Below are 4,070 nucleotides of genomic sequence, written 5' to 3' on the forward strand. Positions count from 1 at the left end.
CGATTTTGAATCCGGCATTTGCCTGGATAGGCCGCATTCGCCCATAGCACAGTTTCTTTGTCTGCGAGCTGCGGTACAAGGCTGATCCAGCTGCTGTTCGAGCTTGCTCCAAAGGAAGGCTGTCGTATAGTTGGTCAGCTGCTCGGGATTCAGCCACATGGAAACGGAGTAGCTATTGCTGTTGATCAAGCCGTCAGGAAGGCGGATACCGGACTTTCCGTCAAATAGTGCAGCTTGACCCGAAACTCCAGTCCCATAGGTAATACTTCCAACAGTGGTGCTGCCGATTGGCGCACCTGTTGCTCTGCCTTCACCGGCGAGCTGGAGCGAATCCCTCAAGTCCCCGTCAAAAGAGTACACGGCGACAAGCCCGTCCGTTACTTTTACAGTATAGCTGCCTGTGACACTGCTGCCATCGGTGGAAGCTGCGGTAATGACCGTTTCACCGACTGTCTTCGCGGTTACCACACCTGTTACGGAATCAACCTCAGCAATTTCAGGTGCACTAGAGGTCCATGTCAGAACCCGGTTTCCGGCATTACCCGGAAGGATCACAGGCTGCGGAGTAAAGGTATTGCCTGTGGCTACACTTTTCTCTGCATCCGCAAAAGAAATGGAAGTCACCTTGACATTTGCATCTGGTTCACCGTTAACAAGCCAGCCGACGGCTTCCGGAGTCAGTGCCTTCTCATAGACCCGGAACTGGTCGATGAGTCCCTTATAAGGGATATCCCAATAGTTGACACCAAGGGCAAACACACCGTCCGTTCCTTTGAAAACATCTGTAAAGGAGGTGCCTGAATATTTCAGCACTCCGTTCACATACAGCTTAACTGCTCCGGCATCATACGTGAATGTGATATGCGACCACTTGCCTGCCGGAATCTGCAGACCGGCATCCGCGTCCAGCCAGGTATCACTGCCGAACCACATGCGTGTGGTTGCTGCACCATTGCCGTATGGCAGAAGGCTTATCCAGTTGGTTGAAGATTGGGCCCCGAAAAATGCAGTTGTATAGGCGGTCAGCTGCTCTGGATTCAGCCATAGGCTGATTGTATAAGCATTGCTGCTGATCAGTCCGTCCGGCAGGCGGACACCGGAGCTGCCGTCCAGCTTAACGGCCTTGCCGGCTTCCCCATCCACATAGCTTACTATTCCATCTGTGGTGTTAATCAGCTTGCCTGTGACTGTGCCTGCCGCCAGGCGGTCACCGCTCTCTGCCAGATTGCCTTCAAAATCGTATGCTGCAACCAGACCGTCTTCGAGCTGAGTGCCGCTGAGCTGTACTACAACCACTGTAAAGGTTTTGGTTCGGGTCGCTTCACCAAGCTTGATAGTGGCTGTAAGCTCCACAGTAGCATTTCCGCTGCCCGCTTCCGGGCGGCTTACTTTGCCGTCTGCTGCAACTACAGCTTCGTTGGAAGAAGCCCAGGTAATAACTGCACCGTGTACGCCGGAAACCGGCAGTTTCAGATCACGGTAGACCTTGCTTGTATCGCCCAGCGTGAGGCTATTCGCCACATTTACAACCAGTTCATCATCGCTAAGAAGTTCAATGGCACTGCCCCAGACCGCTACGCCCTGGTCAGACATTGCCGTAAAGACCATAACATTGTCTTTCCGGGTAGAATCCCATTGCTTTACAAAAACGCCTTTGTAAAGTCTTTGCACAGGACTGCCATTGTCTGTTTCGTTGATCAGCAGATGGGCGTAATAATCGCCTGCAAGCTCCCAAGTCCCGCTAACCGCTCCGCCAAGGGTACCATCTTCCAGCAGTTCAACATCAACCGTTGATTTGATCTTGGCCGAGGTATCCTCGCCGTGATTCACGAACTGATAAGCACCGATTACATCGGCCCGCTCTACCTTGGACAGGGTCTCACCGGAATAACGGTGCGGTGCGACAACCGGCCAGGCATCTTCATTCATGAACATCTGATGAACCCGCACCTCATGGGTTTCGCCGCGAAGCGGGAATCTCGTATGGAAGAAGTTGAAGATCTTGCCCTCTTCCTCGTCATAATAGACTGAATTATGCCCTGAGGATACATAACCGTACGTAGGGAAATCAGCCACTCCGTTCAGATTGCTGAACAGGAAATTCCCCAGCAGTTTATTGCCGATTGCCGAATGATCTGCATCGGTAGCCAATACGGCATCCTGTCCTGAAGCATCCTTGTAAGGACCGTCAGGATTCGCGGAACGGAACAGCCGCATATTGTAGCCGCCGTCAGATGCCAGTCCGCCGTAGGTGACATACAGATAGTAATAATCCGTATTCTTGTCATAAACCACATAAGGGCCTTCGCCCGATTTATAATTACCGCCGGAAATTTTCGTTCCAAAATAACGGTCAATGATTCTGCCGTCTGCAGTCGTTCCGTCTTCTCCCGGATACTTCGGCTCGCCGGTCGCCGGATCTACTTCAAGCACGAAAATCCCGCCTGACCATGATCCGTAGGTCATCCACAACTTTCCGTCTTCATCATAGAACAGGGTCGGATCAATCGCGTTGGTATACATTTTGTTATTGTACGTACCATTCGTATTGAACCAGGCCGGATTCATGCCATCCAGCGTCCCGTTGTCAATCAGCGCCTGAATGTTGGTATTGGTCCACTTTTTGTTGACCGTACTATTGGCATCATATGCTTCGTCTGCAGTGAAGCCGGAATACAGCACTGTTCCGCCGTAAACGTAAGGTCCTTCAATATTCTGCGAAACTGCGTAGCCAATAGCAGAACGGATATAGGTGGAAGAGGTGCAATAATACATCATATAAGCGCCCTTACTTCCATCCTTGTTCACATAATCCGCATTCCAGAACACATCAGGTGCCCAGACGGAGAAGCCGCCTTTGCTGTCCGAGTCATTCTCCCCGGCCCAGGCGAAGGATTCCGCCAGATTGGTGGACAGATCGCCGAAGATCGCGTTATCCGGCGTAGTGTAGCCGTTAGTGAAGGTGCTCCAGTTCATCAGATCCTTAGTTTTGGCTGCTGCAATATGCGAACCAAAGACATAATAGGTATCCCCGTCCTTAACCACCGATGGGTCATGCACGGATACGTTGCTGAACGCCGGCGCAGTCGCCTCCGGTGAAGGAGCAGGCGAAACCGTAGGCGATGGTGCCGGCGTAGCTGTAGCTGTCGGTGCCGGAGTAGCCGTAGCTGTCGGTGATGGTGTAGTTCCGCCGCCGCTGCTTACTGCCGCTGTCGCTGTGGCTGTAGCTGTCGGTGCCGGTGTCTCCAGCTTGATCAGGGAGCTGTACTTCTGATCAAATGACACCTTTCCGCCGCCTTGAATATTGATAGCTTCGCTCACATTTGGAATCAGATTGATGATTTCCGTTCCGGCTTCCAAACGGATCCCAGCCTTGCGGTTCAGCGTCATTTCAGAGATTTTGCCTTTGCTTAAGTACAAAGTCGGCTCGCCGAGTGCGTTCATGATTACCGTGTCGAAGCTGCCGCTCAGTTGAATAAGTGCAGATTTAGGCAGTGCCTGTTCCACAGTAACTTTACTGAACCCTGTTCCGGTTGCCGCAGCATCTTCTTCGAGTTTGACACCCGACTGAACCTTTACCTCCGCAACAGCACTGCTGCCTTTAGACGCAATGCGCAGCTTCCCGTTCTTTTTGTCAGCGACTAAGACAGCAGCCGTTGAATTGTTCAGGACAACGCTATTTTCCCCGCCCCCGTTCACCACGATTTTCCCTGCAACCTTTACATTATCGAGTGTAATATCCCCTTCAGCAATGCCTTCGGTGAGATACAGGTTACCCGCGATGCTGGTGTTCTTGAGCTCTACTCCGGCAGCACCAATAACTACGTTCCGGGCATTTAGGCCGTTATAGCTGCCGCTCTTAAGAATGATTTGTCCTGACAGCTTACTGATCATGCGCAGTGCTTCTGCTCTGGTTACCGAACGCAAGCCTTTGAAGCTGCCATCCCCGTAACCGCTGAGGAAGCCGTCGCCCAGCAAGGAAAGCACGGCCTCCCTGCTCCACTCCGGAAGATCCGCAGCATCTTTAGGTGCGGCAGCAGCCGAAGAAGCATCTAACTGAAACAGCCGGT

At 52.3% G+C, this 4,070-nt stretch carries 1 protein-coding gene; it reads right to left on the reverse strand.

The window, feature by feature from the left end; translation table 11 throughout:
- On the reverse strand, window positions 1-4,070 hold a 4,070-nt coding region (locus tag AQR02_RS31340; protein WP_159067761.1), incomplete at both ends, for a LamG-like jellyroll fold domain-containing protein.

It is taken from the genome of Paenibacillus ihuae (assembly GCF_001368795.1).
Lineage (GTDB): Bacteria > Bacillota > Bacilli > Paenibacillales > Paenibacillaceae > Paenibacillus_AQ > Paenibacillus_AQ ihuae.